This is a genomic window from Zoogloea sp., from assembly GCF_017302315.1.
Classification (GTDB): Bacteria; Pseudomonadota; Gammaproteobacteria; order Burkholderiales; family Rhodocyclaceae; genus Zoogloea.
Genome location: NZ_JAFLDT010000061.1, coordinates 1 through 25,441, shown reverse-complemented (window position 1 = coordinate 25,441; position 25,441 = coordinate 1). Strand labels below are relative to the sequence as shown.

24 protein-coding genes and 1 pseudogene are annotated in these 25,441 nt (G+C 63.4%); 16 read left to right on the top strand and 9 right to left on the bottom strand.

Annotated features, from left to right (window positions below):
- The 5 genes from J0L98_RS15985 to J0L98_RS15965 form a co-directional block, all read left to right on the top strand.
- The coding region (locus J0L98_RS15985; protein ID WP_296412796.1) for a multidrug efflux SMR transporter at positions 1 to 343 on the top strand (343 nt) is incomplete at its 5' end.
- A gap of 24 nt (positions 344 to 367) precedes the next feature.
- Entirely contained in the window at positions 368 to 1,291 is a 924-nt protein-coding gene (locus tag J0L98_RS15980; protein ID WP_296412794.1) for an isocitrate lyase/phosphoenolpyruvate mutase family protein, read from the top strand.
- A 135-nt stretch (positions 1,292 to 1,426) separates the two neighbouring features.
- Positions 1,427 to 2,311 (top strand): putative RNA methyltransferase, encoded by an 885-nt coding sequence (locus J0L98_RS15975; RefSeq protein ID WP_296412793.1) that lies wholly within the window; start codon positions 1,427 to 1,429, stop codon positions 2,309 to 2,311.
- A 41-nt stretch (positions 2,312 to 2,352) separates the two neighbouring features.
- Entirely contained in the window at positions 2,353 to 2,700 is a 348-nt protein-coding gene (locus J0L98_RS15970; RefSeq protein WP_296412792.1) for a hypothetical protein, read from the top strand.
- Positions 2,701 to 2,718: 18 nt separating this feature from the next.
- Complete coding sequence (locus J0L98_RS15965) at positions 2,719 to 3,126, top strand: hypothetical protein (protein ID WP_296412791.1); 408 nt, start codon at positions 2,719 to 2,721, stop codon at positions 3,124 to 3,126.
- A gap of 72 nt (positions 3,127 to 3,198) precedes the next feature.
- On the opposite strand, the gene J0L98_RS15960 is transcribed toward J0L98_RS15965, so the two are convergent.
- From J0L98_RS15960 to J0L98_RS15950, 3 genes are read right to left on the bottom strand one after another with little or no spacing between them, the layout of a single operon-like run.
- Entirely contained in the window at positions 3,199 to 3,432 is a 234-nt protein-coding gene (locus J0L98_RS15960) for a hypothetical protein (protein ID WP_296412790.1), read from the bottom strand.
- Positions 3,429 to 4,304, bottom strand: coding sequence for an HDOD domain-containing protein (locus tag J0L98_RS15955; protein ID WP_296412788.1), 876 nt, complete (start codon positions 4,302 to 4,304; stop codon positions 3,429 to 3,431). Before J0L98_RS15955 ends, J0L98_RS15960 begins: the two co-directional genes overlap by 4 nt.
- The gene (locus J0L98_RS15950) at positions 4,301 to 5,611 is read right to left on the bottom strand and encodes a bifunctional diguanylate cyclase/phosphodiesterase (RefSeq protein ID WP_296412786.1); all 1,311 of its coding nucleotides are present in this window, start codon (positions 5,609 to 5,611) and stop codon (positions 4,301 to 4,303) included. The genes J0L98_RS15955 and J0L98_RS15950 overlap by 4 nt, the downstream gene beginning before the upstream one ends.
- Positions 5,612 to 6,291: 680 nt before the next feature.
- Between J0L98_RS15950 and J0L98_RS15945 the strand changes: the two genes are divergently transcribed.
- Positions 6,292 to 7,296 carry an AraC family transcriptional regulator gene (locus J0L98_RS15945; RefSeq protein WP_296412785.1) on the top strand — a complete coding sequence of 335 codons (1,005 nt, stop codon included), beginning with the start codon at positions 6,292 to 6,294 and terminating at the stop codon, positions 7,294 to 7,296.
- A gap of 36 nt (positions 7,297 to 7,332) precedes the next feature.
- On the opposite strand, the gene J0L98_RS15940 is transcribed toward J0L98_RS15945, so the two are convergent.
- From J0L98_RS15940 to J0L98_RS15930, 3 genes are read right to left on the bottom strand one after another with little or no spacing between them, the layout of a single operon-like run.
- The gene (locus tag J0L98_RS15940; protein WP_296412784.1) at positions 7,333 to 8,049 is read right to left on the bottom strand and encodes an OmpA family protein; all 717 of its coding nucleotides are present in this window, start codon (positions 8,047 to 8,049) and stop codon (positions 7,333 to 7,335) included.
- A 48-nt stretch (positions 8,050 to 8,097) separates the two neighbouring features.
- Positions 8,098 to 8,982 carry a transporter substrate-binding domain-containing protein gene (locus tag J0L98_RS15935; RefSeq protein WP_296412783.1) on the bottom strand — a complete coding sequence of 295 codons (885 nt, stop codon included), beginning with the start codon at positions 8,980 to 8,982 and terminating at the stop codon, positions 8,098 to 8,100.
- A gap of 25 nt (positions 8,983 to 9,007) precedes the next feature.
- Positions 9,008 to 9,688: a DUF3011 domain-containing protein gene (locus tag J0L98_RS15930; RefSeq protein ID WP_296412782.1), complete on the bottom strand. Its 681-nt coding sequence runs from the start codon at positions 9,686 to 9,688 to the stop codon at positions 9,008 to 9,010.
- 216 nt (positions 9,689 to 9,904) lie between these two features.
- Here J0L98_RS15930 and J0L98_RS15925 point away from each other — a divergent pair, with 216 nt between their 5' ends.
- Positions 9,905 to 11,980, top strand: coding sequence for a M13 family metallopeptidase (locus J0L98_RS15925; RefSeq protein WP_296412780.1), 2,076 nt, complete (start codon positions 9,905 to 9,907; stop codon positions 11,978 to 11,980).
- Between the two features lie 172 nt (positions 11,981 to 12,152).
- The gene (locus J0L98_RS15920) at positions 12,153 to 13,997 is read left to right on the top strand and encodes a caspase family protein (protein WP_296412778.1); all 1,845 of its coding nucleotides are present in this window, start codon (positions 12,153 to 12,155) and stop codon (positions 13,995 to 13,997) included.
- 59 nt (positions 13,998 to 14,056) lie between these two features.
- On the opposite strand, the gene J0L98_RS15915 is transcribed toward J0L98_RS15920, so the two are convergent.
- Together J0L98_RS15915 and J0L98_RS15910 are read right to left on the bottom strand one after the other, a co-directional pair.
- Positions 14,057 to 14,542, bottom strand: coding sequence for an RES family NAD+ phosphorylase (locus J0L98_RS15915; protein WP_296412777.1), 486 nt, complete (start codon positions 14,540 to 14,542; stop codon positions 14,057 to 14,059).
- Positions 14,539 to 14,967, bottom strand: a complete 429-nt coding sequence (locus tag J0L98_RS15910; protein ID WP_296412776.1) for an antitoxin Xre/MbcA/ParS toxin-binding domain-containing protein — start codon at positions 14,965 to 14,967, stop codon at positions 14,539 to 14,541. The genes J0L98_RS15915 and J0L98_RS15910 overlap by 4 nt, the downstream gene beginning before the upstream one ends.
- Positions 14,968 to 15,219: 252 nt before the next feature.
- On the opposite strand from J0L98_RS15910, the gene J0L98_RS15905 reads away from it, so the two are divergent.
- The 8 genes and pseudogenes from J0L98_RS15905 to J0L98_RS15870 all read left to right on the top strand — a co-directional run.
- Positions 15,220 to 17,424 (top strand): OsmC domain/YcaO domain-containing protein, encoded by a 2,205-nt coding sequence (locus tag J0L98_RS15905; RefSeq protein WP_296412775.1) that lies wholly within the window; start codon positions 15,220 to 15,222, stop codon positions 17,422 to 17,424.
- A 63-nt stretch (positions 17,425 to 17,487) separates the two neighbouring features.
- Positions 17,488 to 17,610: a hypothetical protein gene (locus tag J0L98_RS15900; RefSeq protein WP_296412774.1), complete on the top strand. Its 123-nt coding sequence runs from the start codon at positions 17,488 to 17,490 to the stop codon at positions 17,608 to 17,610.
- A gap of 3 nt (positions 17,611 to 17,613) precedes the next feature.
- Positions 17,614 to 17,919, top strand: coding sequence for a hypothetical protein (locus J0L98_RS15895; protein ID WP_296412773.1), 306 nt, complete (start codon positions 17,614 to 17,616; stop codon positions 17,917 to 17,919).
- A gap of 503 nt (positions 17,920 to 18,422) precedes the next feature.
- Complete coding sequence (locus J0L98_RS15890; protein ID WP_296412772.1) at positions 18,423 to 21,491, top strand: type I restriction endonuclease subunit R; 3,069 nt, start codon at positions 18,423 to 18,425, stop codon at positions 21,489 to 21,491.
- Positions 21,484 to 22,980 (top strand): Fic family protein, encoded by a 1,497-nt coding sequence (locus J0L98_RS15885; RefSeq protein ID WP_296412770.1) that lies wholly within the window; start codon positions 21,484 to 21,486, stop codon positions 22,978 to 22,980. The genes J0L98_RS15890 and J0L98_RS15885 overlap by 8 nt, the downstream gene beginning before the upstream one ends.
- The gene (locus J0L98_RS15880) at positions 22,977 to 23,333 is read left to right on the top strand and encodes a hypothetical protein (protein WP_296412768.1); all 357 of its coding nucleotides are present in this window, start codon (positions 22,977 to 22,979) and stop codon (positions 23,331 to 23,333) included. The genes J0L98_RS15885 and J0L98_RS15880 overlap by 4 nt, the downstream gene beginning before the upstream one ends.
- Positions 23,330 to 23,986, top strand: coding sequence for a hypothetical protein (locus J0L98_RS15875; protein WP_296412767.1), 657 nt, complete (start codon positions 23,330 to 23,332; stop codon positions 23,984 to 23,986). Before J0L98_RS15880 ends, J0L98_RS15875 begins: the two co-directional genes overlap by 4 nt.
- A gap of 176 nt (positions 23,987 to 24,162) precedes the next feature.
- A pseudogene (locus J0L98_RS15870) lies at positions 24,163 to 24,882 on the top strand (ISL3 family transposase); the annotation flags it as partial.
- Between the two features lie 32 nt (positions 24,883 to 24,914).
- On the opposite strand, the gene J0L98_RS15865 reads toward J0L98_RS15870, so the two are convergent.
- On the bottom strand, positions 24,915 to 25,441 hold a 527-nt coding region (locus J0L98_RS15865; RefSeq protein WP_296412766.1), incomplete at its 5' end, for an integrase core domain-containing protein.

The following is a 25,441-nucleotide window of genomic DNA, read 5'->3' as shown; positions in this document are numbered from 1 at the left end:
GCTGTTGACGGTTTCCCAGGCCTGGGTCGTGCTCTCGGTGGCCATCCTGCTGGAGGTGGCCGGGACCACTTCGATGCGACTGGCCGAAGGTTTTACCCGGCTCACACCGTCGGTGATGATTTTTGTTTTTTATGCCGCTTCGTTTGCACTCAACACCATGGTGATCCGGGTGCTCGGGCTGAGCGTGGTGTATGGCGTCTGGTCGGGTGTCGGCACGGTGCTGACTGCACTGATCGGCATCTGGTATTTCAAGGAGCCGGCCACTGCAGTCAAGATGGTCAGTATCGGTCTGATCGTCATTGGTGTCATGGGATTGCATTCCGCATCGCGTGTAAGTTCCTGAGGCCTTGGTGCGACCAAGCGGGACATGACCGACAACGAACTGTCCATCGCACGCTACCGCGGCAAAGCCGCGAGTTATGACGCCTCGGCCGAACGCACCATGGCGCTGCGTCGGCGCACCATTGCCTTGCTGCAACTCGTTCCCGGACAGACGGTGCTGGACGTCGGCGCCGGTACCGGTCTGAGCTATGCCCTGCTGCGTGACGGGGTGCGCGAAACCGGCCGCGTGCTGGCCTTTGAACAAAGCCCGGACATGTTCGCCCTTGCCCACCGGCGCGTGCAGCGGGAAGGCTGGCGCAATGTCTGGCACACCAACGAACCGGCCGAAACGGTGCGCTTGCCCCACACGGCCGACGCGGTGCTGTTCAACTACACGCACGACATCTGCCGCACCCCCGAGGCGGTGGCCAACACCCTCCGGCTGGCAGCCACAACGGGCATTGTCGGGGGCTCCATCGAGGACGGCAGCGGCGACCGCGCGGCGCCCCTCTACCCGCTGGCCCTCGCCACCGAACGCATCCGCGCCGCCGTCGAAGCGGCCCGCGACCTGCCCTTTCCCTTCACGCTGACGGCCCGGGCCGAGAACTACTTCATCGGCCAGCCCGACCTGGCCGACACCATCCGGCGCCTGCAGGCCTACCAGGAGGCCGGCGCCGACGTGCTCTTCGCCCCCGGCCTGCGCACCCGCGAGGACATCGCCGCAGTGGTGAGCTCGGTGGACCGGCCCGTGAACGTGCTGATGGGCATGGAGGGCGTGACACTCACGGTGGCCGATCTGGAAGCGCTGGGCGTCAAGCGGATCAGCGTCGGCGGCTCCTTTGCCCGGGCTGCCTACGGGGCCTTTCTGCGTGCCGCAAAGGAGGTTCAGGACAAGGGCAGCTTCGGCTACGCCGATGAAGCGATCAGTGGCCGGGACATCACCCGCCTGCTGCGCAAGCCGCCTGGCTGAGGGGAAAATCCTTCCTCACCGGGCGGCCGCGGGCGGCGGAAGTCGCCCCTGCGCGCCACCCGCAAATACGGTGCTGCGCTTTCGCGCTAACATCGGGGCCGCCGTGCCCCAGGGCACTCTTCGCGCAGCCCCAACATGCCCTCCGCCCCGATCATTCCGTTCCCGGCCCTTGCCTGCCCCCTGGACGGGAATGCCCTGGAACCCCATGGCACCAGCTGGCGCTGCGCCGCCGGCCACAGCTTCGACATCGCCAGCCAGGGCTACGTAAATCTGCTGCCGGTGCAGAACAAGCGCTCCCGCGACCCGGGTGACAGCAAGGAGATGATCGCCGCACGTCGGCGTTTCCTGGAAGCCGGTGTCTACCAGCCCATCGCACAGGCGGTGACCGAAGCCACCCTGGCCGGCCTGTCGCCCGAAAGCACTGCCGGCTGCCTCGACGCAGGCTGCGGCGAAGGCTATTACCTGCGCCAGCTCGCCACCGCCGCCAAAGGGCACGGCCAGGCCCTGGCCCTGCTGGGCCTCGACATTTCTAAATGGGCCGTGCTTGCCGCGGCGAAGCAGGACAGACATACCCGATGGGTCGTCGGCAGCAATGCCAACCTGCCGGTACTGCCGGGCACCCTGGACCGCGTGCTGTGCATGTTCGGCTTTCCGGTGTACCCGGAGTTTGCCCGGGTGCTTCGGCCCGGCGGCCTGCTGATCCAGGTGGATGCCGGGCCCGACCACCTGCGTGAGTTGCGCGAGATCATCTACCCCAGCCTCAAGCCCGAGCGGCCCGCCAGCCCGGCCGCCCCGGCCGGCTTCAGCGCCCTGCCGGCGGCGGAGACCGTCCGCTACACGCTCGCACTGTCCAGCCCGGAGCAGATTGCCGACCTGCTGGTCATGACCCCCCACCTCTACCGCGCCAGCGCCGAAGGGCGTGCCCGCGCCACCACCCTCAAGCACCTGAGCCTGACCGTGGACGTGCGTCTGACGCGCTTCGAGCGAAACTGCGCGGAAGCCGCTAAAGTCGAGGCTTGACGGCCGGCCCTCCCTGCTCGAACCCAACCTGAGTCACTCCCATGCAAACGCTCCCTACCGACACCATCAACTTCAAGGACATGGAAAAGGGCTACGCGCCCTTCGCCGAGGCCTTGCACACCCTGGGCTTCGACTGGCGGATCGCCCGGACGGAAGACATCAAGGGCTGGTTCGTCGTGCATGGTGCGGAAGCCCGCATGTGCTTTCGCCTGCCCGCCACGGGCGACAGCCAGCGTGGCATCGAGGTCACCGAGCAATCGGTGATCTCCGACCTGTGGTGCGGCGTCAGCGAAAGCCTGGCGGTGATCCGGCAGAAGCAACCTGGCAAACTGATCAAGGTAAGAAGCATGCAGCTTGAAGGCAGCACCCTGCACTTCACCGTGTCGTAAGCGCTGAGGAGAACGGACTTGACCGAGCAGATCACCAAGGTTTTCGAGCACCAGGACTTTGCCATCTGGCATGTGCCCCAGGCCAATGGCTATGTCTATGAAGCCGCCGGTGTCGCGGTGGATGAGCACAGCTACGAAGACTGCCCCTTTGAAGCCACCTACGACGACGCACTCAACGCCGCCTGCGAACTCTACGATGTGGAGGTGGGCAGCCTCAGCCAGCCCCTGCCGGTGGTCTATGCCAACACCTTGTTCAAGGTGTTCAGCACCCCGACGGGCACCTTCCTGTACCGCTTCTGCGACGAGGAATCCGAAGACGTCCCCACCGATCAGAACGTCGCGGACCTTCCCGGCGAACGCTACCCGAGCCGGGATGCCGCGGTGATCGCCGCCTTCGAAGAAGATCTGGCACGGCGCATGTGCTGACATCAGCCCCCATGAATGCAAGGAAGCCACCCTCGGGTGGCTTTCCTTTTTTGGGGTGCAGGCAGGCTGGGCTTACTTCTGGAAGCCGGCGATCAATTGATCGGCAAAGTGCTGCATGTCCGGGTAGGCCTGGTGCAAGCCCTTGATACGGGTGACGGCCTGCTCGCGATTCTTGTCGACCTTCGTCTTCTCGGTCTTGCCGGTCGCAGCCTTGCGGCCTTCGGGTTCCAGGGTGACCAGGAACTGATTGGGGGGCGAACGCAGCAAGGTACATCTGGTGTCGCCCCGGGCCGACCCGGTGTTCATTCCACGGAGTGAAGGAGCGGCTCGGCCTCGCGGCAGATCTCTTCCAACCCCTCGTCGTCGAGCCCGAGGAGATCACAGCAGGCGGGGCCGAGCTTGGCCCACTCTTCCGTGCGGCTGCCCCCCGTGAGCTGCTGGAGAAGGTATTCGGCGGTCTGGGCCATGGCCACCAGATACCGACCCGGCATCTTCAGCGGTGACACCGGCTCCACCAGCGCCGGCAGGCTGTGATGGTGGCGGATGGCGGCGCAGATCTCGCCCGGCAGCCACCAGTTCTGGGCGAGCAGGCTGCCGACGACGGTATGGTCGGTGGGTAGGGCGGCCTGCTCGACCGCCGTGAAGGGCATGCCCCGGTCCAGGTTGGCGCCGGCCAGGATGCCCTGATAGGCGGGATATCGGCGCAGCAGGATGACGATGCCGCAGTCCCTGAACAGCCCATAGGTGTAGGCGTCGTCGGCGCGCACGCCCGGCACGCGGCGCTGCTGGGCGAGCCAGCCGGAAAGGGTGGCGACGCTCGCCGACGCATGCCAGAAGCGCTCATAGTGGGCGCTGTTGGGAAACGCACGGCGCAGGCTGATGGCGGCGATGGCACGGCAGGTCACATCCAGGCCCAGCATGGTCAAGGCCTCATGGGCCGACCGCGCCCGCCGGCCGAAACCGAAGTAGGGCGAATTGGCCGTCTTGATCAGACCCGCAGCAAGGCTCACATCGAGGTTGATGAGCCCGGCGATGCCCCGGAGATTGGGCGCATCGCTGTTCATCTCCGCTCGGATCTGGTCGATGATCTTGGGCCGCGGGGGAATGTCGATGTCGTGGATACTCTGCTGCAGCACGCCGTCCACAGACGGCATCGGTGGAGTGTTCAGGCGGGTCATGGGCTGTTCCTCTGTTTGAGCCAGTTGAGCAATAGGTCTTCGGGCATCGGCCGGGCCAGCGCGAAGCCCTGCAGGGCGTCAACACCGGCCTCCTCCAGGCATTGCCGCTGGGCGTCGGTCTCGACCCCCTCGGCCACCACCACCATGCCCAGTTCGCGCCCCATCTGGGTGGCGGCCTTGACCAACGCCAGGGCACGCCGGTCTTCGGGCAACACCTGGATGAAGGACTTGTCGAGCTTGAGCTTGGTCGCCGGCAGATCCTTCAGGCTGGACAGGCTGGAGAAGCCCGTGCCGAAGTCATCGATGGCCAGGCCCACACCGGTTTCCCGGACGCGCCGCAGGTTGTCCTGGACCACGTCGGCAAGCTCCATCGCCAGCGACTCGGTCAGCTCCAGTTCAAGCAGTTCGGGGTTGATGTCGGCGCACAGCAGCGCCCCATGCAAGGCCGGCAGGAACTCCGGCGAGGTGAGCTGGGCCCGCGACACGTTGATGGCCACCTTGGTGGGCCGCCCTTCGTCACGCAGGCGGGCGGCAAAACGCGCGCCCTGCAGCAGGCTCCACTCCCCCACGCGGACAATCAAGCCGGACTTCTCGGCAACGGGGATGAAGCGATCCGGCGTCAGGTTGCGCCCGAACACCCTGCAACGCATCAGGGCCTCGACGGCCTCGACGCGGCCATCGCGCGACACGATGGGCTGGTATTCGAGGGACAGACCCGCGCTGTCGAGGGCGGCATGAAGATCCGCCTCGATGGCCAGCTCCTCGCGGGCAAGGGAAACCCCGTGATAGCCCGGCAACACCTCGCCGGCCGCCATCTCCACCCGGCCGCCGCCCTGGCGCTTGGCCTCCCCCATGGCCCGATCGGCACGCTCAAGCAGCGACAGGGCGTCTTCTCCCGCCTGCAGCAGGGCCACCCCGATGCTGGCGGACGGATGGATCAGGATCTCGTCGATGCACAGGGACTGCTCGATGGTGACCAGCAGCAGACGGCCAAAGGCTTCGGCCACGGGCCGGTCTTCGCCACGCAGCATGACCACGAATTCGTCGCTGCCCATGCGCGCCAGCAGATGGCCACCGGAAGGCAGCACCATGCGAATGCGTCCGGCCACCCGGGCAATCACCTCATCCCCGGCCGCATGGCCGAAGGACGCATTGATCTGGCGGAATCGATCAAGATCGATCCACAGGGCGGCGAGGGGCTGCCTCTTGCTCTCCGCCGCAGCCAGCATGCGATGGACGGCATGCAGGCAGCTGCGGCGGTCAAGGAAGCCGGTGATGGGGTCAGTGATGGCGTGCTTGTCGGGCATGGTCTGGGTATCCCGGAATGAATAGCAAGCCTGCTCCCTCACCCTGGCAGGGTCGTGCGGAGCAGACAGGCATCAGGATAGAAATTCCCGCCCCGCAGAGCTTGACGCACCCCGCCATTCGCATGACCATCTCCGCCAAAGGATTAAACCTGTTTTCCTCGGTTGTCCTCCCCAAGCCAGACGCAACCCAATGCTGACGCGGGTTTGCCCTCCACTGGCGGTATCACTCTGGGTGAAGCTGAAGGGGTTTGTGGGACGCGCTGAGGGCGGCTGTAGGGGCGACTTCAGTCGCCCGCGGACGTCGATCAAGGGCATGCCTGTGATCGACGCGTGGGTGGGCGACTGAAGTCGCCCCTACAAACCGCCCCTACAGGAGAGGCCGTATCGACAGTCAGACGACGCGTCAAACGGAGGAAATTTGGTTAAAGCTTGAAACCTTAGATGACCGCTTATCTCTCCTTCATCAACCCGTTGAACACTGCCCTTGGTGCCATCAAGTCGACTCACCCGATGGGTGACGGCGCTACATGGCCGCGGGCTCATCTTGTCGGGTGCCCGGCTTTGTCGCTCCTTCTTGCAGGCATGAGCCTGCCGCGTCGTCGCTTCGCGCCGGCCATCCCGACCAGACCCACCATCGACCGCACCCACCTGAGGTTCAAGTTTAAATTCAAGGACATAACATGGCGCGGGAGACCTCCCTGGCAACCGTCTGGTTGATGATGTTGCGAATGATGGAAGCCCAGGGCCTGGACGTGGCCCGGGTAATGAACGAGGTGGGCATTGCCGAGAGCGTGCTGCGCCAACCCAACGCCCGCCTGCCGAGCCGGCTGTCCGATGTCTTCTTCCGGCGGGCCATGGCGGCCATCCCCGATCCGGCCTTCGGCCTGCGCTCCGCCGAGTACTGGCACCCCTCCAACCTGGGCACCCTCGGTTACGCCTGGCTGTCCAGCGCCACCCTGCGCAAGGGGCTTCTGCGCATGGAGCGCTATGCGCGGATACTCGGCAATCGCTTCAGCTACACCTGCATCGACCAACCCGAAGGCCTGCGCTTCGTCTACGACCATGGCCGTGGCAAGGATCCGGTCGGCTGGCCCATCGCCGACTTCGCCCTGTCGATCCTGGTGGACATGTGTCGCACCAACTTCGGGGCGCGTCTGGCCCCCCTGCGGGTGTGCCTGCGCCGCCCCACGCCGGCCGACACACGCCCCTACGAGGCCTTTTTTGGTGGAGAAGTGTGCTTCGGGCAGGAAGAAGACAGTTTCCTGATCGACCGGGCCACGGTGGACACACCGCTGCCCACCGCCAACACGGCCCTCGCGATCACCTTCGACGGGATTCTCGCCGGGCAGTTGAACGAACTGGTGGCCGACGATCTGGTGACCCGCTGCCGCGCCTGGCTATTGCGCCACCTGACCTCCGGCGAACCCTCGGAGGCCGAATTGGCGAGCGCCATGGGGCTGAGCCGTCGCAGCATGCAGCGGCGCCTGAGCGAACATGGCTGGTCCTACAAGCGGGTGGTGGATGACACGCGGGCCGAACTGGCCCGGCGCTACATGGGCGACCCCAGCAAGAGCCTCACCGAGATCGCCTTCCTGCTCGGTTTCTCGGAGCAGAGCGCCTTCTCCAGGGCCTTCAGGCGCTGGACCGGGCTGGCCCCCAGAGCTTACCGCCTGCAGCAGGGCTGAAGCCGGCCCAAAAAGGGCGGGCTTCAGTCGGCCTTGTCAGAGTCGGTCGGCCGGGCGGGCCGGTGCGCCCCCTGCCGGCGCAGCGGGTGCGGCGCTTTCCGCCACGAAGATCTCGACCCGGCGATTGCGGGCGCGGCCGCTTTCACTGGCGTTGTCGGCAATCGGCTCCTGGGAACCCCGACCGTCGATGGAAATACGCGACGCGTCGACGCCATGATGGCTCAGGTAGGTGCGCACGCTGGCCGCACGGTTCACCGAGAGGGGATTGTTGATGGCGTCCGAGCCGGTACTGTCGGTGTGCCCGACCACCCGCACCGTGGTGGCCGGATTGGCCTTCAGGGTCTCGGCAAAGCGGGTCAGGATGGGCGCCAGATTGCTCTTGATCTCCGCATGTCCGCTATCAAAGGATACGTCGCTGGGCACCTCGATCTTGAGCTGGTTGTCCGCGGTCTGGGTCACGGCGATGCCGGTACCCGCTGTGGCGGCTTCCATCTCGGCCTTCTGCTTCTGCATGTGGGACGACCACATGTAGCCACCCAGGGCCCCGATGGCGGCACCGAGGGCGGCATCACGCCCCCGGTGATGACCGCCGGTGGCGCTGGAGATCACCGCCCCCAGGGCGGCACCCGCACCGGCACCGGCGGCCGTGCTGCCCGCCTTGCTGTCCGCCAGGTTGGCACAGCCCGACAGGCCAAGGCAGGAAAGGCCGAACACGCTCGCAAGGCCCGCACACGCAAATCTCTTCAAATCCATCGATCACTCCCAGTAGTCAACAGGAAAGGTCGGCCTCAGCCCGCGCGTTTACTTCGCGTCGAGCTGGTCGGCCCAGGCAAAGCTGCCAAACCAGTAGTCACGCCGGGATTTCAGCCAGCCGGTTTCGTCACGGTAGCGGATCCAGCTATCCAGATAGGCGAGGATGTCGGCATCGCCGCGCGGCACGATGAAGGACTCACTGCGGGTGGCAATGGCATTGCCCACCGGCAGGAAGATCCGCTCGCCGGCCACATGCACCAGAAACTCGGGCCGGGGCGACATGCTGATCCCGGCCTCGATGCTGCCCGTCTCCACCGCGTCGGCCAGATCGGCATAGCGCTCGAAGGTACTGATCCGCGCCAGCGGAAAGGCCTTGGGTGCGAAAGCCGCACCGGGGCTGCCCTTGAGCACCCCCAGGGTCACGTCGGCCAACCGATAGGCTGCCACGTCGGTCCGCCCGGCCGCCTTCGCCCTGCTCGCAAAGAGCCGCATCGTAGCTTCGGAATAGGGCCGGGTGTAATTGACCACCAGCGCCCGCCGGGGCGAATACCACAGCCCGGCGGCCCCGATATCCGCGTGTCCGCCCGCCACATCGTCGGCGATGCCGTTCGAGGACGCCCGCACCAGCTCCAGCCGCACCCCCAGATCGGACGCCAGCGCACGGGCCACATCCACTTCGAAGCCGGCAAGCTGGCCGCTGCGGTTCGTGAAAGTCCAGGGGATCTGCTCCACCACGCCGACCCGCAACACCCCCGCGCGGCGCACCTGATCGAGCACGCTGCGGGCAGGGGGCAGCTTCACCTTGCCGGGCTGGGCCTGCACACTGGTGGCAGTCGATGGCACCTGCGCGGCCGCCGGTACGGCCAGCAATGCGAGCAGGGCGACGCCGCCCCCTACGCCCACCAGGAACTTCTTCATGCATTGATCAAACATGGTCACTCCTCGGGAAACGGGGGGATCAGCGGTCCCGGTAGAAATCGATGATGTTGCCCTGCTCGTCCAGATCGGACAGACGCAAACCGGAGTCGGTCCGGGAGAGCCGGAAGCGCTGACCGCTGTCCAGGGTCACCGTGTCACCCGATGCCGAACCATAGTGGGTCCGCCCCTGCATCTCGGCCTTCACGCGACCACCCGACCCCAGCGCCAGCACCACCTCTGCGCGCCGCCGCGGGTTGTAGCCGTGATAATTGCCGACAGCCCAGGCGGGCACGCTGCCCGCGCTTTCCGAGGACCAGCCATCCCCGTCCGTGGCACCCGACGCACCGGAATCACCCTCGCTCTTCTTGCTGTTGAGCAGTATCGCGCCGAGCACGGCCAGGCCTACGGCCCCGGCAACGATGGCGGTCTTGTTGCCTCCGTGCTTGCCGTGGCCATCGTCCTCCACGCGAAAACGACCGTTGCAACCGTTGTCCACCCAGATCCCGTCGCGCTCCACACCCCACGAACGACCCTCGTCACAGGAGGCAAAACTCAGCTGCCGCTGCAACTCCACGTCCCCATGGGAACCCGTGGAGCAGAAGTTGTAGCGCCCATGGACACTGCCGCACTCGATCTCCCGATGCCCGGCAAACGATGGCGTGATCCAGCTACACAGAAGGGTGGCCACCAGGGGCCTGACGATGGGTTTCCAGCGGTTCATGAGCACCTCGACGAAATGACGTGAGCAGAAAACGCCGGCAAGTATATTCCGCTACGCGGAGTGTATGGGGCGGCGGGTTACGACAAAATACAAGGCATCTACCGGACAGGCGCTACCGCGCCATGAAGGTGCGCAAACATTGAAATCAATACCCAACAATCAGAGAACAAGCATGCAGGTAGTATTCCGGCATCGCATCCGGAATGGTCCGACTCCATGACTTTCGACCCTGCCCCCCCGAACGCCCTTCGCGCGGCCCTGCTGTCCATCGCTGCAGTTCTGCTGAGCAGCGCACCCGCCCACGCCGACACCGCAAGTGGCAAGCCCATGTTCGGCCAATGGGGTGTCGAGACCCAGCATTTCGCCCCCGAAATCAAGGCCGGGGACGATTTCTACCGCCACGTCAATAAGGGCTGGCTGGCGTCCGCCACGATCCCCGCCGGCATCCCGATGAACGGCGCCTTCATCGATCTCACGCTGCGCACCGAGCAACAGATCCAGACCTTCATCGACGAGCTGCGCGCCAACCCGCCCGCCGCCGCCACCACCGAACAGCAGGTCACCGACCTCTACGCGAGCTACATGGACACGGACCGGCGTAACGCCCTCGGCGCGAGTCCGCTCCAGGCCACCGTGGCCGAGATCCTGAAGGTGAGCGACAAGCGCGAGTTTGCCCGCCGCATGGGCGCCATCGGCTACACATCCGTCGCAGGTCTTTCCGTCCAGCAGGATCCGAGCAACCCCGATCGCTACGTGCTGTTTGTCGAACAGAGCGGGCTGGGCTTGCCCGGGCGTGACTATTACCTGAAAACCGAGGCCCCTTACGACGGATTCCGCAGCGCCTATCTGGACTACATCGCCGGGGTATTCCGCCGCGCCGGCATCGCCGGCGGCGAGTCCAGGGCCAGGGCCATCCTGGCCTTCGAGACGCGCCTGGCCAAAGTGCACTGGACGCCGGAGCAGTCCCGCGACCCGCTCAAGAGCAATCACCTCATGTCCACCCGTGAGCTCAGCCGTTATGCACCCGGCTTCGACTGGCAGGCCTTCCTGAGCGGCGCAGGCTTCGGCGATGCGCAGCGCGTCAATCTGACCAGTGACACGGCCCTGCGCAACATCGCCGCCGTGTATGCCAAGACGCCGCTGGAGACCTTGCAGGCCTATTCTGCCTTCCATTACCTGAACAACCGGGCACCGCTGCTGTCGGCCGAGTGGGTCGATGCCCACTTCGACTTCTTCCAGCGCAAGCTCGGCGGCATCGAGCAGCAGCGCCCCCTCGACAAGCAGGCCCTCGACTTTCTCAGCACGCCGCCGATGGCCGAGCAGGTCGGCAAGCTGTATGCGGCGCGCTATTTCCCGGCGGAATCCAAGGTGGCCATGCAGAAGCTGGTGGCTTTCCTCCGCGCCGCCTTCCGCCAGCGCCTGGCCCAGTCGGAATGGATGGATGCCCCCACGCGCAAGGCGGCGATTGCCAAGCTCGATGCCATCACCGTCAAGATCGGCTACCCGGACCAATGGGACGACTTCAGCTCGGTCCGCGTCAGCAAGGACGACCTGCTCGGCAACATGATCCGCTACGAGGAATGGCGCCTGAAAGACAACCAGGCCATGCTGAAAGGCCCGGTGCGCAAATGGGCGTGGACGCCGGAGACCATGCCGCATGTGATCAATGCCTATTACACGCCCTCCGCCAACGAGATCGTGTTTCCCGCAGCCATCCTGCAGCCCCCCTTCTTCGACCCCAAGGCCGACCCCGCCGTCAACTTCGGTGCCATCGGCATGGTGATCGGCCATGAGATCAGCCACGGCTTTGACGACCAGGGCAACCGCTACGACGGCAGGGGCGCCCTGCGCAACTGGTGGACGGAGAGATCCCGCCGCGACTTCGAACGTCGCGCCAAGCAGCTGGTGGCCCAGTACGACCGCTTCTCGCCGCTGCCGGGCCTCAATGTCAGCGGGCAACTGACCCTCGGCGAAAACATAGGCGACCTGGGCGGCATGGCCATCGCCTGGACCGCCTATCAGAAGCTGATCGCCAGCGAGTACGGCGGCAAGGCACCAGTCATCGACGGCTACACGGGCAACCAGCGCTACTTCCTCAGCTACGCCCAACTGTGGCGCAGCCTGTTCACCGATGGTTTCCTGCGCCGCATCACCCTGACCGACGCCCACAGCCCCGGTGAATTCCGCGTCAACGGCATCCTGCGCAATTTCGACCCCTGGTACGAGACCTTTGGCGTCACCCCCGCCAATGCCCTCTACCTGCCGCCGGCCCAACGCGTGCGGATCTGGTAAGCGGGTCGGGCTCTGGTCGACAGGGGCCAGGGGCACACGGAGCTGCGTGGACGTAGCTTGATGTCATGTCTATGCTGGATCGTTCCGTGTGCCCCTGCGACGGCCTTTCATGTGCCCGGCTCGCACGGGCCCCATTTTCCATCGAAGCAACACCCCTGCTGGAGGCCTGATCATGACCGACACCCGCATCACCCCCGCCGAACTCAATAAGAAACTGTCCGATCTGTCGATCCCGGAAAAGGATCTGGCCCGCTACTTCCTGATCGACGAGGAAGGCTCGGGCCTGTTCAACCCCCGCCTGCAGCTCAACCCCGAAACCATCGTGCTGCCGGCCGACCCCGCCGCAGCCCGGGCACGCAGCGATGCGGCGCTCAACTTTGCCAACGGCATTGCCCGCCTGCGCCGCCGGGCCCGCTTCGACGGCATGGTGGCGGACGGGTATGACGGCCCCATCCTGGTCTCCGAGGGTGACTCCTGGTTCCAATACCCCATCATCCTCGACGACACCATCGACCAGCTCTACGAAAAGGGCTTCGCCGTGCGCAGCCTGGATGCCGCCGGTGACACCCTCGAGAACATGCTCAAGGAGCACGAGTACATCGAGGCCATCCGCGAGGCCGGTGCCTCGATCTTCCTGCTCTCGGCGGGCGGCAACGACGCCCTGGGCGGCGGCAACCTGCGCGCCCATCTGCGCGACTTCGACCCGGCCCTGTCCCCCACCGCCCACGTGCTGCCCAGCTTTGAGAAGTTGCTCGACCATGCGCTGGCCATGTACGAGCGCGTGCTGCGCGAGGTGGAGGCCGAACCCGGCGTGGTGACCATCTGCCACGGCTACGACTATGTGATCCCCAATGCCGGCAAATGGCTGGGCAAACCCATGGAATCACGCGGCATCACCGACGGCAGCGTGCAGCGGGCCATCGCCGCCCACATGATCGACCGCTTCAATGAGCGCCTGCGCCAGCTAGTGGCCGGTTTCGGCGAGCGCGTCATCCACGTGGATGCCCGCGGCGCCGTGGGCAACACCCTCGGCTCCTGGCATGACGAACTGCACCCCAAGAACCCCGGTTACGGCCGGGTCGCCGACCGCTTCGAAGAGGCCATCCGGAAGGCCCATGCCACCGCCCGCGCCCCCCGCTCCCGCGGGCTGGGCGCGGCAGCGGCCCCCACCCGCCGCGGCTGGTCCCTGCATGTGGGCATCAACCATATCGACCCGGCCCACTATGGCGCTGACGCGCCCCTTTACGGCTGCCACTTCGACGCGGAAGACATGGAGCGCATTGCCGCCGAACGCGGCTTTGAAAAGCGCACCATGCTGCTCGACGAGCAGGCCACGCGCGACGAAGTGCGCAACGCCATCGCCGCGGCCGCCGCCGAACTCAAGGCCGGCGACGTCTTCCTGTTCACCTACGCCGGCCACGGCAGCCAGGTGCCCGACTTCAATTCCGACGAGGACGACGGCGCCGACGAAACCCTGTGCCTCTACGACGGCATGCTGATCGACGACGAACTTTACGAGCTGTGGTCAGGCTTCGCCGACGACGTGCGCATCGTGATGATCTCCGATAGCTGCCACAGCGGCTCGGTATCGCGCGCTGCCCGGCGTACCCCCACCGTAACCGATCAGGCCGACCCGGCAGCCCCCCGCACCCGTCTGCTGCCCCCCAACGTGGCCGGCAAGGCCTTCCGCATGAATCGCGAGTTCTATGCCCGCCTCGGACGCCAGCACCGCGGCCCCGACGAACGCCTGCTGACCCGCGAACTCAACATGCCCCTCAAGGGCCCGGTGCTCCTGGTGGCCGGCTGCCAGGACAACCAGGAATCCGGGGATGGCATCGGCAATGGCCGCTTCACCCAGGAACTGCTGCGGGTCTGGGACGAAGGACGGTTCCAGGGCGACTGGAAGACCCTGGCCGAACGCATCATCAGCAACATGCCCCCCGAGCAGACGCCGAAGCTCACCCTGATCGGGCGGGCACCGGAAATGCTGGCGGCGCAGGGGCCGTTCAGCATTTGAGGGCGGGCCGGGGTGGCGGTGAGGCCCCGACCCTAAATTGGGGTGATCGCGCCGGCGGGCTATTTCAAGCGCCGGTCGTACTCAAAGCGCCGCAACTTCGTGGCCGTCAGAGCCGCCGCATCGGGATGGGCCGGATTGATCAGAAAATTGCGATCTTCCGGCACAATCACCGAAGGCACCTCCAGGATGGCAGAACGGCACGCGGCCAGCCAAGCGCCGCCAAGTTCCAGACTCACCTGCCCGGGGGGCTCGGCGTCCCAGCCCACACGCGCCGCCCCCGGTGCAATATCCTCAAACTGCAGACGTCTGGCAAACACCTGGTCAGGAATATCGATGCGCACCAGGTAACGGTTCAGGGGCAAGGCGCCGGCCACCAGATGCACGACGGTTTCCAGGCAGGCCAAGGCCGGCGACGATGCTGTGTAGATGACGGGCACTCCGTCGCGATTCCAGCGTCCCCCGGTGATCTTTGCGCCCGCTCCGCTCAGATCGTCTGCCGTATAGGCCGGCGTGTCCGTTCCAATCCGCCACGCCCAGACCGTCACGCGTAGGCTCCACTCTCCATCTGGGCGAGCAAGCGACGCACGATCCCGATGCCTTCGTTGGTGTCGAGATAGTCTGCGGGGCACTTTCCCGCCAGCGCCGGATTCGCGCTTTCAAGCCATTGGGCAAGCCACGCCGCTGCGTCGAACCCGCTCGGATCACCCGACCGCTCGACCATGCGCTGCACCTGCTCGATGAGGTCGATGACCGACAGAATGCGTTCGGACTCATCCGTCGCCAAGCGGGCTTTGGTCTTGATCTTGCGCATCGCGGTGGACCGTTTGACACGAAAGACCTCCAGTGCATGATCGCGCGACCACCGCATGCTGCTGGCCAGTTCGGTCACGATGTCGGCCGGGAAGCCCGAGCGCAGTATCTCGATCCGCTGCTCGGGATCGGCACGGGAGATCGGGACGCTGTCGATCATGAAGCAATCCGTGCTGGCCTTCCCTCGCGCTGCGCGCCGGCCTCCAGGCTTGAATGCCGTAGGGAATGTCGTCGTGGTCATGGGCATACTCCATCTTCTGACAGTCTCATCTTAGACTATCTATCGTACCACTTGAAACACCAGCCACGTCGACGCTCGCAGGAAACGATGCACTGACCCGGCCGGGCGTTCCGCCGGGAAACGGCGATAATGGCGGCCACTGCGCATTCGACGCCATTTCAGGATTCCCCCATGGAAATCAAGGTCAATTTTCTGGACAAGCTTCGCCTTGAAGCCAAATTCGACGACTTCACGGTCATCGCCGATCAGCCTATCCGCTATAAGGGTGATGGCTCGGCACCGGGGCCTTTTGATTACTTTCTGGCTTCATCGGCCTTGTGTGCGGCTTATTTTGTGAAGCTGTACTGCGAAACCCGCAATATCCCCACCGACAACATCCGCCTGTCCCAGAACAATATCGTCGCCCCGGAAAACCGCTACCAGCAGATCTTCAAGATCCAGGTGGAATTGCCGGCGGATATCTCCGCCGCAGACCGGCAGGGCATATTGCGCTCCATTGAGCGCTGCACGGTCAAGAAGGTGGTGCAGACCGGGCCGGAATTCGTGATCGAGGAGGTGGAAAACCTCGATGCCGACGCCCAGGCCCTGCTGACCCTGAAACCGGATTCCGCAACAAGCACCTATATCGCCGGCAAGGATCTGCCCCTGGAGCAGACCATCGCCAATATGTCGGGGGTGCTGGCCGGTCTGGGCATCAAGATTGAAATCGCCTCCTGGCGCAATCTGGTGCCCAATGTGTGGTCACTGCATATTCGCGATGCCCATTCGCCCATGTGCTTTACCAATGGCAAAGGCTCCACCAAGGAAAGCGCATTGGCCTCGGCCCTGGGTGAATATATCGAGCGGCTCAATTGCAATCATTTCTACAATGACCAGTATTGGGGTGAGGATATTGCCAACGCGCCGTTCGTGCATTACCCGGACGAACGCTGGTTCAAGCCCGGCGCCAAGGATGCGCTGCCGGCCGGCATTCTCGACGAATACTGTCTGGCGATCTACAACGCCGATGGCGAATTGCGCGCCTCGCATCTGTACGACACCAATTCCGGCAATGTGAAACGCGGCATCTGTTCACTACCCTACGTGCGCCAGTCGGACGGCGAGGTGGTGTATTTCCCGTCCAACCTGATCGACAACCTCTTCCTCAGCAATGGCATGAGCGCCGGCAACACCCTGGTCGAAGCCCAGGTGCAATGCCTGTCGGAGATCTTCGAGCGGGCGGTGAAGCGTGAAATCCTCGAAGGCGAAATGGCCCTTCCCGACGTGCCGCCGGACGTGCTGGCCAAATACCCCGGCATCCTGGCCGGCATCGAAGAGCTGGAAAAGCAGGGCTTTCCGGTGCTGGTGAAGGATGCCTCGCTGGGCGGGCAGTATCCGGTGATGTGCGTCACCCTGATGAACCCGCGCACCGGCGGTGTGTTTGCGTCCTTTGGGGCGCACCCCAGCCTGGAAGTGGCGCTGGAGCGCAGCCTGACCGAATTGCTGCAGGGGCGCAGCTTTGAAGGCCTCAACGACCTGCCCCGGCCCACCTTTGAGAGCAACGCCGTCACCGAGCCGAACAACTTTGTGGAGCACTTCATCGACTCCAGCGGCGTGGTGTCGTGGCGCTTCTTCAGCGCCCGGGCCGATTACGAATTTGTTGAATGGGACTTTTCCGGCCACGGGGAAAACTCCAATGCCATGGAGGCCGCCACCCTGTTCGGCATTCTCGAAGACATGGGTAAGGAAGTGTATATGGCGGTCTATGACCAGCTCGGCGCCACCGCCTGCCGCATCCTGGTGCCGGGCTATTCCGAGGTCTACCCGCTGGAAGACCTGATCTGGGACAACACCAACAAGGCCCTGCTCTTCCGCAAGGACATCCTCAACCTGCACCGCCTAGACGACGTGCGCCTTGAGGCCCTGCTGGAGCGCCTGGAAGACAGCGAGCTGGATGATTACACCGACATCATCACCCTGATCGGCATCGAGTTTGACGAAAACACCGCCTGGGGCCAGCTGACCATCCTGGAATTGAAGCTGCTGATCAATCTCGCCCTGCAGCAATTTGAAGCCGCAAAGGAACAGGTGGAAGCCTTCCTGCAATACAACGAAAACACCGTCGAGCGCGGGCTCTTCTACCAGGCCATGAACGTGGTGCTGGAAGTGCTGCTGGACGACGAACTGGAACTGGACGACTACGAAGCCAACTTCCGCCGCATGTTCGGCAACCCACGGATGGACGCGGTGCTGGGCTCAGTGGACGGCAGCGTGCGCTTCTTTGGCTTGACGCCCACCAGCATGAAGCTGGAAGGGCTGGACAGGCATCAGCGGCTGATTGACAGCTACAGGAAGCTGCATGGGGCGCGGGGTAAGGGAGTGGCTTTTGCGAGTTAGGGGTGGAGCGGGGATCAGGCGCAAGCAATCGAGTCCGAATCCCTTATCTCAGGACTCAAGGCGATGCCGCCAGCCCTTGAGGAAGTGGCGCCCCAGGGGGAACGCTTTGGCCTGGATGCCGAAACGCTCCATCACCTGCGGTCCGGGATTCTCGCCCGTGCCCAGGAACTGGCCGACCTGACTTGACCCATGGACAAGCGCTACAAGAACATCTCCGCTTCCGAGCAGCTGGATCTGCGCCGGGAGGCCATCGAATCCGTCCTCGCTCACCCGGAATGGTCGCTCCCACAAGCCATCCGCCCTATGAAGAGAACGATACGATTGACGACAGCGGAGATGGCCAAGCTCTCCGGTGTCTCACACCGGACCCTTCAAGACATTGAGCAGGAACGCAGCGAAGGGAGTGTGCAGACCATGAACCGGATTTTTGGCGTGCGGGGGCTGAGGCTCGGCGTCTGCCGGATCATTGCCCCGCCCCTGGATGGGGGTAGCTGAACGGTCCTACGTTTTCGGGCTTCAGGCGGAGGACGTCCTCGCGCGGCTATTCATTGCTGATACTGCTGCTCGATCCCGGTGTGTGGAAACGCGGTCGGGGAAGGGCAGATCGGGTATGCCTCGCTGTGGGGGCGTAGCTCATGCCACCTGATGAGGGGATGGAGTGCTGCGAGATGGATGCCCGCTTGTCGCGATGTGGCAGCGACTTGCCGTGCTGACTCTGGGGCTTAATGGCAGGTGATCGGCCAGAGCGACACACAGCCAGCACCGTATGAGCGACTAGTATTGGTTGCTCAGCAGTCCGTGGACAAGTTTGGCGGCAAAGCCTGAAATAAATTGGTACTGAAGTTGGCTACCTTGGCTGGCGAAAGCGACACCGATTTCTTTGGCCAGTAAGCATCACAGAAGTGAAATGATTCAGAATGCTCAACGGTTGAAATAGGTGAAAATTAACCAGTGTCATGTTTAGCAAGGGCCAGTGCCAAGATTGCAGAGCACCAACAATGATTGAACAACAAATCGAAAAAAGCTTCATCGACAAACTGACGGGGCTTAAATACGAACACCGCTCGGACATCACTGACCGCACCGCACTGGAGAAGAACTTCCGCGAGAAATTCGATGCCCTGAACCGGGTCCGCCTCACGGATACCGAGTTCGCCAGGCTGTTGGATGAAATCGTCACTCCGGATGTCTTCGCTGCAGCCAAGACGCTGCGCAGCATCAATGCCTTTACCCGTGACGATGGCTCGCCGCTGAACTACACACTGGTGAACCTCAAGGACTGGTGCAAAAACCACTTCGAGGTCATCAACCAGCTCCGCATCAACACGAACAACAGCCACCACCGCTACGATGTGATTCTGCTCATCAACGGCGTGCCGGTCGTGCAGATCGAGCTGAAGACCCTCGGCGTCAATCCCCGCCGGGCCATGGAGCAGATCGTCGAATACAAGCACGACCCCGGCAACGGCTACACCAAGACGCTGCTCTGCTTCATGCAGTTGTTCATCGTCAGCAACCGCGACCGCAGCTACTACTTCGCCAACAACAACGCCCGCCACTTTGCCTTCAATGCCGACGAGCGCTTCCTGCCCATCTATGAGTTCGCCGACGAGGACAACAGCAAGATCACCCACCTCGACGAGTTCGCCGAGCGCTTCCTGAAAAAGTGCGACCTCGGCCGGACCATCAGCCGCTACATGGTGCTGCTCGCCGGGGAGCAAAAGCTCATGATCATGCGGCCCTACCAGGTCTATGCCGTGCAGCACATGGTGAAGTGCATTGATGACGACAACGGCAATGGCTACATCTGGCACACCACCGGCAGCGGCAAGACGCTCACCTCCTTCAAAGCCTCCACCCTGCTGAAGGAAAACGAGCACATCCACAAATGCATCTTCGTCGTGGACCGCAAGGATCTCGACCGCCAGACGCGGGAAGAATTCAACCGCTTCCAGGAAGGCTGCGTCGAAGAAAACACCAACACCGCCGCCCTCGTGCGCCGCCTGCTTTCCGAGGATCACGCCGATAAGGTCATCGTCACCACCATCCAGAAGCTCGGCCTCGCGCTCGATGAAAACAGCAAGCGCAACAAGCAGCGCAGCAAAAGCGGCCAGGCCACCTACAAAGAGCAGCTCGAAGCACTGAAAGACAAGCGCATCGTCTTCATCTTCGACGAATGCCACCGCTCGCAGTTTGGCGACAACCACAAGGCCATCAAAACCTTTTTCCCCAAGGCGCAGCTCTTCGGCTTCACCGGCACACCCATCTTTGAGGCCAATGCCACTTTGCAGAAGATCGAGGACACCCAGGCCTCCATGCGCACCACGGAAGACCTCTTCCAGAAGCAGCTCCACGCCTACACCATCACCCACGCCATCGAGGACGGCAACGTCCTGCGTTTCCACATCGATTACTTCAAGCCGAAGCCCAGGAACGAGAAAGAGGCGAAGCCAGTTGGCAAGGGGGCGCCCAAAGCCGATGAACCAAAGCCCCCCTTTCCCAAAGCGGCCATCGTTGGCGAAATTCTGGCCAAGCACGATGCCGCGACCGGCGGGCGCCGCTTCAACGCCATCCTCGCTACTGCGTCCATCAACGACGCCATCGAATACCACGCGCTGTTCAAGACCATGCAAGCGGACAAACAAGCCGCCGATCCCGACTTCAAGCCGCTCAACATCGCCTGCGTCTTCTCGCCGCCTGCCGAGCTTGCCGAGAACGAGGCGGCCAGGAAGGACATCAATCAGTTGTCCGGTGACCTCCTGCAGGAGCAGGAGGACAACAAGGTCGAGCCAGAGAAAAAGAAGCAGGCGCTTGAATCCATCGTCGCCGACTACAACATCCGCTACGGCACCAATCACCGCCTCAGCGAGTTCGACCTCTACTACCAGGATCTGCAGAAGCGCATCAAAGACCAGCAGTGGCCCAATGCCGACTACCCCCCGGCGCAGAAGATCGACATCACCATCGTCGTGGACATGCTGCTCACCGGCTTCGATTCGAAGTTCCTGAACACGCTCTACGTGGACAAGAAGCTCCAGCACCACGGCCTCATCCAGGCCTTCTCCCGCACCAACCGCGTACTCAACGGCACCAAGCCCTACGGCAACATCCTCGACTTCCGCCAGCAGCAGGACGCAGTCGATGCCGCCATTGCCCTTTTCTCCGGCGAGAAGACCGGGGAGCAGGCCCGGGAAATCTGGCTGGTGGACAAGGCGCCGGTGGTGATCAAGAAGCTGGAGACCGCCGTGCAAAAGCTCGGCGAATTCATGCAGTCCCAGGGCCTAAGCTGCACACCCTCCGCTGTCGCCAACCTGAAGGGTGACGCCGCACGCGCCGCCTTCATCAGCCACTTCAAGGAAGTCCAGCGCCTCAAAACCCAGCTCGACCAATACACCGACCTCACCGGAGAAAACAAAGCCAGCATCGAGCAAGTGCTGCCCGAGGAAAACCTGCGCGGCTTCAAGGGCCAGTATCTGGAAACCGCCAAAAAGCTCAGAGAGCAGCAGGGCAAGAGCGGCAAGGATGGCGATGGGCCCGGCGCCGACGACCCCGTGGATCAGCTCGACTTCGAGTTCGTCCTCTTTGCCTCGGCCGTCATTGACTACGACTACATCATGGGCCTCATCGCCAAGTTCTCGGAGAAAGGGCCGGGCAAGTCCAAAATGAGCCGCGAGGAGCTCATCGGCCTCATCAGTGCCGACGCCAAGTTCATGAACGAGCGCGACGACATCGCCGAGTACATCGGCACGCTCAAGGCCGGCGAAGGTCTCTCCGAGACCGTCATCCGCGAAGGCTACAGCCGCTTCAAAGCCGAGAAGAACGCCCAGGAACTCGCCACCATCGCCGCACGGCACGGCCTTGACCCCGCCGCCCTGCAAAGCTTTGTGGACGGCACCCTCGACCGCATGATCTTCGATGGCGACAAACTCAGTGACCTCTACGCCCCGTATGACCTCGGCTGGAAAGACCGCACTCAAAAGGAAACCGCCCTCATGCAGGACTGCGCACCCTACCTGGTCAAACGAGCCGGTGGCCGCGACATTTCTGGGCTCAGTGCGTATGAATGAGACACCGCTCACTGAAACCGTGCTGCAAGAGCGCATCGCCCTGGGCGAACACACCCGCCAGCAATTCAAGCGCAGCTTCAACAGCCCCGATGCACTGGCCGCCGAATTGGCCGCCTTTGCCAACAGTGGGGGTGGCACGCTGCTCATCGGCGTGGACGACGACGGCACCGTCACCGGGCTAAGCGCCGCCGATGTTCGCCACCTCAACCAAATGCTCAGCAACGCCAGCAGTCAGCATGTGCGCCCGCCCATTCACCCCCTCACCGAGAACGTCAAGACCCACGCCGGGCTGGTGATGGTGGTGACCGTGCCCAATGGCCTGGCCAAGCCCTATCTGGACCATCAAGGGCGTATCTGGGTCAAACAAGGCGCTGATAAACGCCATGTGACCGCCCGCGAAGAAATGCAGCGCATGTTTCAGAGTGGCGGCCTGGTCTATGCGGATGTGGTGCCCGTGGCGGGTACCTCCAGCGCAGACATCGACGAGCCCGCCTTTCGCCGCTACCTGGCCCAGCACTACAGCGCCAACGAAGTCCATAGCGCCCAAGCCGGGCTGCCGCTGGATGCCGTGTTGCAAAACCTGGGTCTGGGCGATGGCCGCGAACTGACCTTGGCTGGCCTCATGCTGTTTGGCCGCAATCCGCTGCGCTGGCGACCGGCGTTCACGATCAAGGCCGTCGCCTTCTTCGGCACCAGCATTGCCGACAGCCACTACCAGGACAGCCAGGACTTCAACGGCACTCTGTCTGCCCAATACACCGAAGCGCTGGCCTTCATCAAACGCAACCTGCGTCGCGTGCAGGGCGATCAGGGCTTCAACTCACCGGGCATCCTGGAGGTGCCAGAGGTGGCTCTCCAAGAGTTGCTGGTCAATGCTCTGGTACACCGCGACTACTTCACCAGCGCATCCATCCGCATTCTGGTGTTTCGCGACCGCATCGAGATCATCAGCCCCGGCCCCCTGCCCGACAGTCTGAGCATTGACGACATACGCCACGGCAAAACCAACCGCCGCAATCCCACGCTGAGCGAACACGCCTTCCGCTTGCTGCCCTACCGTGGCATGGGCAGCGGCATACCCCGGGCGCTGGGCGAGTGGCCCCAAATTGAACTGATCAGCGAGGTCAGCGGCAACCAGTTCACCGCACGGGTGCAGCGGCCCGGGGCGCAATGGGAGGGCTCGGGAAAACAAGTCACCGATCCAGTCGAGGCCCCAGTCACCGACCCAGTCACCGACCCAGTCACCGACCCAGTCACCGACCCAGTCACCGACCCAGTTGTCCGGCTACTGCAAACCCTGGCTGCTGGGCCATTGGCTCCGTCGGAGATTCAGCAACGGCTTGAACTTAAACACCGCCCCACCTTCCGGACCAACTACCTGCGCCCGGCATTGGATCGGCATTGGATCGAACCCACCATCCCCGACAAACCCAACAGCCGCCTGCAGCAATACCGACTGACTGCACAAGGAAAGGCCTTGTTGAAATGAGCACCCAGGACCAGCACACCGCAAGGCCGCGCGCAGCCACCTACCAAGACCTGCTCGCCGAGTTGAAGACGACCGCCGCCGGGCTGCAAACACTGCACGAACAGGCCATCGAAGCTCTGACGCCCACCGTGCAAGACATGGTGCGCAGCGGCAGCCGCGATGTTCAACGCATCGAGCACACACTCGACCAACTGTTGGACCACGCCTGCTTGCCGGAGGGCCTGGCCCTCTTCAAAACCCTCTGCCGCCATTACTGGACGCTGGCCCCCCAGGCCACCGGGGCTTATGTCCACGCCTACCGCGAGATGTGGGATGGCGATGATCAGAACTACACCGACGAGGTGCAAGCATGAAAACCACCGCTACGAAGGAAGAAGCGAGGCCCGCGCTGGTGCCGAAGCTGCGGTTTCCGGAGTTTCGGGAGACCGAGGGGTGGAAATCTATCCCTCTAAATCGTTTGGCAATTCGTGCTAAACAGAAAAATCGAGACGAAAAAATTGATCGTGTGCTGACTAACTCTGCTGAGTTTGGTGTAGTTGACCAGCGAGACTTCTTTGATAAGGACATCGCTACGCAAGGAAAACTTGAAGGCTATTTTGTTGTTGAGCTGGGTAGCTACGTTTACAACCCACGCATATCGTCAACAGCCCCCGTAGGCCCCATATCGAAGAACAAAATTGGCACAGGAGTAATGTCGCCACTGTATTCAGTCTTTAAATTCAAAGACGACAGGAACGATTTTTACGAACATTTTTTCAAGACCACCGGCTGGCATACGTACATGCGGCAGGCATCTAGCACTGGTGCACGCCACGATAGAATGGCCATATCAAGCGACGACTTTATGGCAATGCCTTTGCCTGTGACGTCACCAGATGAACAACAAAAAATCGCCGAGTGTCTGAGTTCGGTGGACGAGCTGATGGCCGCGCAAGCGCGGAAAGTGGACGCGCTCAAGACCCATAAAAAAGGGTTCTTCGCGCGATTTGGGGAAAGTAGTGGTTGACGGGTCGGAGGTTGGTAGATTGGCAGTCGCCAAACAAACCGATCCCCATCCTCTTCCCCGTCATGCGAGATGCTATGTTGGGCATGGTCTTCTGGGAAGGCCATGTCGTGAATTCATCCGAGGAGCAAGCCGACGGTGCGCTGCTTCTCTCCCTTTCCGAAGATCCTTCGCACCGTCCCCGATGCGGGCGCTGCGGCAGTGACTGCGTGCTGGTGCATGAACGGCGGCGGCGCCGCGTGCGTGATCGAGATTGGTTCGATCGACGCGTCTGGCTCGATGTGCCGATCCGGCGGCTCGACTGCTATCAGTGCGGCGCCCGTGCGGCTGAGCGGCTGAGTTGGCTCGACGCGGGCGAGCGCATCACGCACCGATTGCGCGCCTGGGTCGAAGCGCTCGTGCAGATCCTGCCAATTGCCCATGTTGCCGAACTCACGGGCTTGCACTGGCACACCATCAAGCGCATCGATCATCGGCGTCTGCAGACCCAATACGGTGCGTTCGAAGCACGGGGTGTGCGTCGGCTGGTGATGGATGAGTTCGCGCTGCACAAGGGACACCGCTATGCGACCGTGATCATGGATGCCCAGTGCATGCGCGTGCTGTGGGTTGGCGAGGGCAACAGTCGCGAGGCGATCCGGCCATTCTTCGAATTGCTGGGCAAAGAGGGCTGTCAGCACATCGAGGCCGTTGCGATGGACATGAACACCGCCTTCGATCTGGAGGTGCGAGCCCACTGCCCGAACGCAGAGGTGGTCTACGATCTGTTTCACGTCGTCGCGCGCTTTGGTCGGGAAGTCGTCGACCGGGTGCGGGTCGATCAGGCCAACGCCTTGCGCAGCGAGCCGGCCCAACGGCAGGTGATCAAGCGCTCGCGCTGGCTGCTGCTACGTAACCGTGACGTTATTTGTCAAGGAAGATGTCACGGCCTTCAAATAGCGGTCGCCGTCTTTGTTGGCCTATCGGGCGCCGGATTGAGCCAGACGACGCCGGGTCTGGACCAATCCCTCGTCGGGCCTCGCCAACGCTCAGGTCGAGCCGCCTTGGCTTGCTGATAAAGGCGCTCGCGGGCGAGCAGGACCGCGACGTCCTCGCCCCCGTGGCGCTGGGCGGGCGTCACGAATTTGATCGCTGAATGGCGATGCTCGAAGTTGTACCAAGACACGAATTGGCGAACCCATTGGCGGGCCGTATCCAGCGTCTGGAAGCCTTTGGCCGGGTATCCCGGGCGGTACTTCAGAGTGCGGAAGAAGGCCTCGGCCTGGGCATTGTCGTCGCTGACGCCAGGACGGCTGAACGACGAGGCAATGCCCAGCTTCTGGAGCGTCGCCAACATCGTGGCGCCCTTCATCGGGCTGCCGTTGTCCGAATGCAGCACCAAGGGCTTGAGACCGCGCTGCTCGGCCAGACTCGCCTTGCGCAGCACCTGGGCAGCGCAGGCCGAGTTCTCCTCGACGA

Excerpts from the sequence above, each read along its gene's own strand:
- J0L98_RS15980 (WP_296412794.1), top strand. The coding sequence starts at position 368 with ATGACCGACAACGAACTGTCCATCGCACGCTACCGCGGCAAAGCCGCG.
- J0L98_RS15975 (WP_296412793.1), top strand. The coding sequence starts at position 1,427 with ATGCCCTCCGCCCCGATCATTCCGTTCCCGGCCCTTGCCTGCCCCCTG.
- J0L98_RS15970 (WP_296412792.1), top strand. The coding sequence starts at position 2,353 with ATGCAAACGCTCCCTACCGACACCATCAACTTCAAGGACATGGAAAAG.
- J0L98_RS15960 (WP_296412790.1), bottom strand. The coding sequence starts at position 3,432 with ATGAACACCGGGTCGGCCCGGGGCGACACCAGATGTACCTTGCTGCGT.
- J0L98_RS15955 (WP_296412788.1), bottom strand. The coding sequence starts at position 4,304 with ATGACCCGCCTGAACACTCCACCGATGCCGTCTGTGGACGGCGTGCTG.
- J0L98_RS15950 (WP_296412786.1), bottom strand. The coding sequence starts at position 5,611 with ATGCCCGACAAGCACGCCATCACTGACCCCATCACCGGCTTCCTTGAC.
- J0L98_RS15945 (WP_296412785.1), top strand. The coding sequence starts at position 6,292 with ATGGCGCGGGAGACCTCCCTGGCAACCGTCTGGTTGATGATGTTGCGA.
- J0L98_RS15940 (WP_296412784.1), bottom strand. The coding sequence starts at position 8,049 with ATGGATTTGAAGAGATTTGCGTGTGCGGGCCTTGCGAGCGTGTTCGGC.
- J0L98_RS15935 (WP_296412783.1), bottom strand. The coding sequence starts at position 8,982 with ATGTTTGATCAATGCATGAAGAAGTTCCTGGTGGGCGTAGGGGGCGGC.
- J0L98_RS15930 (WP_296412782.1), bottom strand. The coding sequence starts at position 9,688 with ATGAACCGCTGGAAACCCATCGTCAGGCCCCTGGTGGCCACCCTTCTG.
- J0L98_RS15925 (WP_296412780.1), top strand. The coding sequence starts at position 9,905 with ATGACTTTCGACCCTGCCCCCCCGAACGCCCTTCGCGCGGCCCTGCTG.
- J0L98_RS15920 (WP_296412778.1), top strand. The coding sequence starts at position 12,153 with ATGACCGACACCCGCATCACCCCCGCCGAACTCAATAAGAAACTGTCC.
- J0L98_RS15910 (WP_296412776.1), bottom strand. The coding sequence starts at position 14,967 with ATGATCGACAGCGTCCCGATCTCCCGTGCCGATCCCGAGCAGCGGATC.
- J0L98_RS15905 (WP_296412775.1), top strand. The coding sequence starts at position 15,220 with ATGGAAATCAAGGTCAATTTTCTGGACAAGCTTCGCCTTGAAGCCAAA.
- J0L98_RS15900 (WP_296412774.1), top strand. The coding sequence starts at position 17,488 with ATGCCGCCAGCCCTTGAGGAAGTGGCGCCCCAGGGGGAACGCTTTGGC.
- J0L98_RS15895 (WP_296412773.1), top strand. The coding sequence starts at position 17,614 with ATGGACAAGCGCTACAAGAACATCTCCGCTTCCGAGCAGCTGGATCTG.
- J0L98_RS15890 (WP_296412772.1), top strand. The coding sequence starts at position 18,423 with ATGATTGAACAACAAATCGAAAAAAGCTTCATCGACAAACTGACGGGG.
- J0L98_RS15885 (WP_296412770.1), top strand. The coding sequence starts at position 21,484 with ATGAATGAGACACCGCTCACTGAAACCGTGCTGCAAGAGCGCATCGCC.
- J0L98_RS15880 (WP_296412768.1), top strand. The coding sequence starts at position 22,977 with ATGAGCACCCAGGACCAGCACACCGCAAGGCCGCGCGCAGCCACCTAC.
- J0L98_RS15875 (WP_296412767.1), top strand. The coding sequence starts at position 23,330 with ATGAAAACCACCGCTACGAAGGAAGAAGCGAGGCCCGCGCTGGTGCCG.